Source organism: Ideonella sp. P3_A4 (assembly GCF_056403075.1).
In genome coordinates, this window is record NZ_JBFUGE010000524.1 from 1 (window position 1) to 4,262 (window position 4,262).

At 65.9% G+C, this 4,262-nt stretch carries 5 protein-coding genes; 2 read left to right on the forward strand and 3 right to left on the reverse strand.

Going from position 1 to position 4,262, the window contains the following annotated elements:
- Positions 1-1,111: DUF3466 family protein (locus AC1DYI_RS28130; RefSeq protein ID WP_477207421.1), on the forward strand; the 1,111-nt coding region annotated here is incomplete at its 5' end.
- A gap of 18 nt (positions 1,112-1,129) precedes the next feature.
- Here AC1DYI_RS28130 and AC1DYI_RS28135 read toward each other — a convergent pair.
- Positions 1,130-2,254 carry a 5-methyltetrahydropteroyltriglutamate--homocysteine S-methyltransferase gene (locus tag AC1DYI_RS28135; protein WP_477207422.1) on the reverse strand — a complete coding sequence of 375 codons (1,125 nt, stop codon included), beginning with the start codon at positions 2,252-2,254 and terminating at the stop codon, positions 1,130-1,132.
- Positions 2,255-2,479: 225 nt separating this feature from the next.
- Between AC1DYI_RS28135 and AC1DYI_RS28140 the strand changes: the two genes are divergently transcribed.
- Positions 2,480-3,490 carry a hypothetical protein gene (locus AC1DYI_RS28140; protein WP_477207423.1) on the forward strand — a complete coding sequence of 337 codons (1,011 nt, stop codon included), beginning with the start codon at positions 2,480-2,482 and terminating at the stop codon, positions 3,488-3,490.
- A gap of 67 nt (positions 3,491-3,557) precedes the next feature.
- Here AC1DYI_RS28140 and AC1DYI_RS28145 read toward each other — a convergent pair whose 3' ends face one another.
- Positions 3,558-3,935: a hypothetical protein gene (locus AC1DYI_RS28145; protein WP_477207424.1), complete on the reverse strand. Its 378-nt coding sequence runs from the start codon at positions 3,933-3,935 to the stop codon at positions 3,558-3,560.
- Positions 3,932-4,262, reverse strand: a 331-nt coding sequence (locus AC1DYI_RS28150; protein ID WP_477207425.1) for a hypothetical protein, incomplete at its 5' end; no start/stop codon positions are given. The genes AC1DYI_RS28150 and AC1DYI_RS28145, both read right to left, overlap by 4 nt.

Genomic DNA, 4,262 nt, shown 5'->3' on the forward strand with positions numbered 1-4,262 from the left:
CATCGGGAGACAGTCGATGAAGCTTTCGTCAGCAGCAGTACACCGCCTCGCAGGGCTGGGACTTACCGCCGGCCTGGCCGCCGCCCCGTTCGGCTCTTGGGCTCAGACATCGTTCAAGCTGCTGCAGGTCCCGCCGTTCATGGACCTGCAGAACTACACCGTGTCGACCTTCGCGAACGCCATCAACCGCCACGGTTTGATGGCCTCTGGGCTGTACCAGCAGCTCGGTGGCGGTACTTCGTTCCGCTGCGACAAGACTTCGTGCGCCGACATCCCCGAGCTGGGCTCCCAGCATCATTCGTCGACCAGCGCCGTGGGCATCAACAATGCAGGTTACGTGGTCGGCACGTCGCCCTACGAGTTCATGTCGCGCGGCTATCTCTTCGATGGCAGCACCTCGAAGAATCTCGGCGCTTTTCCCGAAGGCGTGTGCCAGGGCTGCAACCTCTCGAGCGTGGCGCGCGGCATCAACAACCTGGGCCAGGTGGTCGGCGCCGGCGAAACGGTTGATGGTCCGTACCGTGCCTTCATCTGGCAAGACGGCACGATGACCAAGCTCGGCACGCTGGGCGGCGAGTCGAGCGAGGCACGTGGCATCAACGACCGTGGCGACGTGGTGGGTGAATCGACACTGGCTGATGGCACGACCCACGCGTTCTTCTACCGCCGAGGCCATGAATTCGACAACTTGCGCGACCTGGGCACGCTCGGCGGCAGCTGGTCAGCGGCCTACGCTGTCAATGGCCAACGACTGGTGGCGGGCTGCTCGACCATGGCAGGAAACACGCAGACCGTGGCCTTCGTCCACGACGGCACCAGCATGAAAGCCTTGCCCACGCTCGGAGGCAGCTATGCCTGCGCGAGCGACATCAACGTCAACGGCTGGATCGTTGGCTCGGCGCTGATCGCTGGTGATGCCGAGTGGCACGGCTTTCTTTACGACGGCATGCAGATGATCGACTTGAACGACACGCTGCCCGACGAGGTTCGTGCGCGCTGGACGGTGACGTTTGCCAGCGGAATCAACCGCCACGGCCAGATCGCCGCGATGGGCACGCACAAGGCCCACGGCAGCGAGCGCGCGCTGCTGCTGACGCCGCGAACGCCCTGAGCCGCGCTTCGCCGAAGCTCAGCCCCACACCTCCTGCGCCACCTCGGCCACGAGGCGCAGCTTGGCCCGCTGTGCCTCGACCGCGATGTTGTTGCCATGCACGGTGCTGGAGAAGCCGCACTGCGGGCTCAAGCACAGTTGCTCCAGCGGCACGTACTCGGCCGCCTCGGCGATGCGGCGCTTGAGCGTCTCCTTGCTTTCCATGGTGCCGAACTTGGTGGTGACCAGGCCCAGCACGACGATCTTGCCGGGCTTCAGGTAGCGCAGCGGCTTGAAGTCGCCCGAGCGATCGTCGTCGTACTCCAGGAAGTAGGCATCGAGGTTCATCTCGGCCAGCAAGGCTTCGGCCACCGGCTCGTAGTTGCCCGAAGCCGCGTGCGTGCTCTTGAAGTTGCCGCGGCACAGGTGCATCGCCAGCGTCATGCCGGGTGGCTTTTGCGCGACGACCTTGTTGATGAACCAGGCGTAGCGGTGCGGCAGCTCGTTCGGGTCGTCGCCACGCTGGCGCGCGGCCTCGCGCATCTTCTCGTCGCAGAGGTAGGCAAGGTTGGTGTCGTCCAGCTGCACGTAGGTGCAGCCCGCTTCGGCCAGTGACCGCAGTTCTTCGCCGTAGGCCTTGGCCACGTCGTCGTAGAACTCGGGGTTCAGCTCGGGATAGTGTTCGCGGCTGATGCTGGCACGGCCGCCGCGAAAGTGCAGCATGGTCGGCGATGGAATCGTTACCTTGGGCGTGCAGCCTGGCGCATGCCGCTCGACCTGCTGCTTCAGGTACTCGAAGTCGGCGCGCTGGATGTCCTTCACGTGGCGCACCTTGTCGATCACACGCATCACCGGTGGTGCCAGCTCTTCAGTGCCGTCGGGCCTGCGGACGGTGACCGGCAGGTCGGCCTGCACGCCGCCCAGCTGCTGCAGGAAGTCGATGTGGAAGTAGGTGCGGCGGAACTCGCCATCGGTGATCGACTGCATGCCCGCGTCGCGCTGGAACTGCACCACCTCGGTGATCGCGCGGTCTTCGACCTCTCGCAACGCTGCGCGGTTGATGGTGCCGCGTGCAGCCTGCTCACGCGCGTCGAGCAAATATTGGGGCCGCAAGAAGCTGCCGACGTGGTCGGCGCGATACGGAGGGGCCTGGCGCATGCTCATCGTGGTCTCCCGGGCAAACAACGATTGGCGAACATCGTAAAGCACTGCACATTTCGATGGGGCTAGGGATGGCGAGTCCTATTGACGTGGCGCCTCATGCGCGTCCGCGCCGTGGGCATGGGGCCCGCGGCTAGCCCGGGAGGTCAAACGATGCAAGCAGTTGGGAACAAGCGTTTTATTGCACAGGCATTTCTGGTTTCTTTGAGCATGGCCTGGGGTGCCGCGATGGCCGCACCTCAATATCGTCTGGTCGAGCTTCCGTTCAACGGGCCACCCGATGATCCGTACAACGACACCTCGGCGGTGGCGATCAACCGGATCGGTGACACCGCCGTCGACTTCTACGGCCCCTACGGGTCCAGCGGCCTGCATTGCACGCGCACCACCTGCACTGCCGTGCCACCGCTCTACATCCCGCACTGGCCGTATGTTTCTGCCGGCGGCATCAACGACGCCGGCCTGATGCTGGCGACCTCGGCCGACACGGCCTACAACACCCACGCGCTGACCTACGACGGCAGCACCAGCACGCGCATCTACGGCTTCCCCGACGATTACTGCGGCGGTTGCGACAACGACAGCTTCGGCTACGGCCTGAACAATCTGGGCCAAGCGGTCGGCAGTGCCTTCGGCAAAGACGGTCGCGAGCGAGGCTTCATCTGGCAGGCCGGTGTCGCGATGCAAGAGCTGGGCACATTGGGCGGAACCGTCAGCGTGGCCCGAGCAATCAACGACCACGGCGACGTGGTGGGCTATTCCTCTATCGCCAGCGGGGCCACGCACGGCTTCTTCTACCGGCGTGGCCGGATGCTGGATGTCGGCACGCTGGGCGGCGGGTGGGCGCAAGCCATGGGCATCAACGACGCGCGCCAGGTCGTCGGCTGCTCGACCCTCGAAGGTGACCAGGAGTCGCAAGCCTTCGTCTATGTACGTGGCGCGATGACGGCGTTGCCGACACTCGGCGGCCATACGGCCTGCGCTTACGGCATCAACAAGAGCGGCACCATCGTTGGCGCTGCCAACACGGCGGCCGAAGAAGCCCACGGCTTCGTCTTCGATGGCGCACAGACGGTCGACCTGAACGATCAGCTCACCCAGACCGATCGGGCCAAGTGGCTGATCATCGGCGCCAATGCCATCAACCACCGCGGGATGATCGCGGCGACCGGGCAGAACCGCTCCAACGGTGTGGTGCGCGCGCTGCTGCTGCGGCCGCGGCCGGTGATGGCGAACTAAGGGGGCAGGGCGCTGGACGCGTCCGGCAGCGCCGGGCGCAGCGGGCCGCCAAGGTGGCCCGCTGCCATCAGCCTTTGCCTGCGACGGGCCAGAGGCTGCGCGCGGTCTGGCAGGCGCTGTCGTTCCAGCCGCCGGTGCAGCGACTCTTTACCAGGCTGCACATCGCTTCGCCCGACGAGCGGATTTCGCTGTAGGCCTGTGCGTTGATCGCGCCAACGCCGGCCACGAACACCTGGCTCGCGGCGGGGCTGCTGTTGGCCGCGCTGTCGCGCTGGGCAATGCAGACGTCGCGCGTCATCGCCTCGACGCAGCGCGCAACCAGCGCGTCCAGCTGTTGGGTTGCCGGCGCGCTGGCCGCCGGCTGACAGCCGGCCTGGGCCAGCAGCACGGTGGCCGCCGTTGCCCAGCCCAGCAACAGCGCTAAGCGGCGCAACCCGCGCGTCACGGCAGGCCCAGCGCCTTGATGCGCGCCAGGCAGGTCGACAGGCTGCCTGCACCCGTGCAGGTGTCCTTCGGGTACACGACGGCCGAGTACATGCGATACAGGTCTTCGTCGCTGTTCTTCGCCAGGTTCTCGAGGCCAGGGAAGGGCAGACCGCCCTGGTACTTGAACCAGACCAGGTTGTTGGCCTTATCCTGCCAGAACTTGTCGCCCGACGAAGCCTGCACCACCGCGAGGCTGGCTGCTGGCGCCATCGGCCGCACGTTGGTGCGCTTCAGGTAGTTCGGGTCGAAGCTGCCTTGTTCACGGTCCCACTGCGAGCCGGCGACC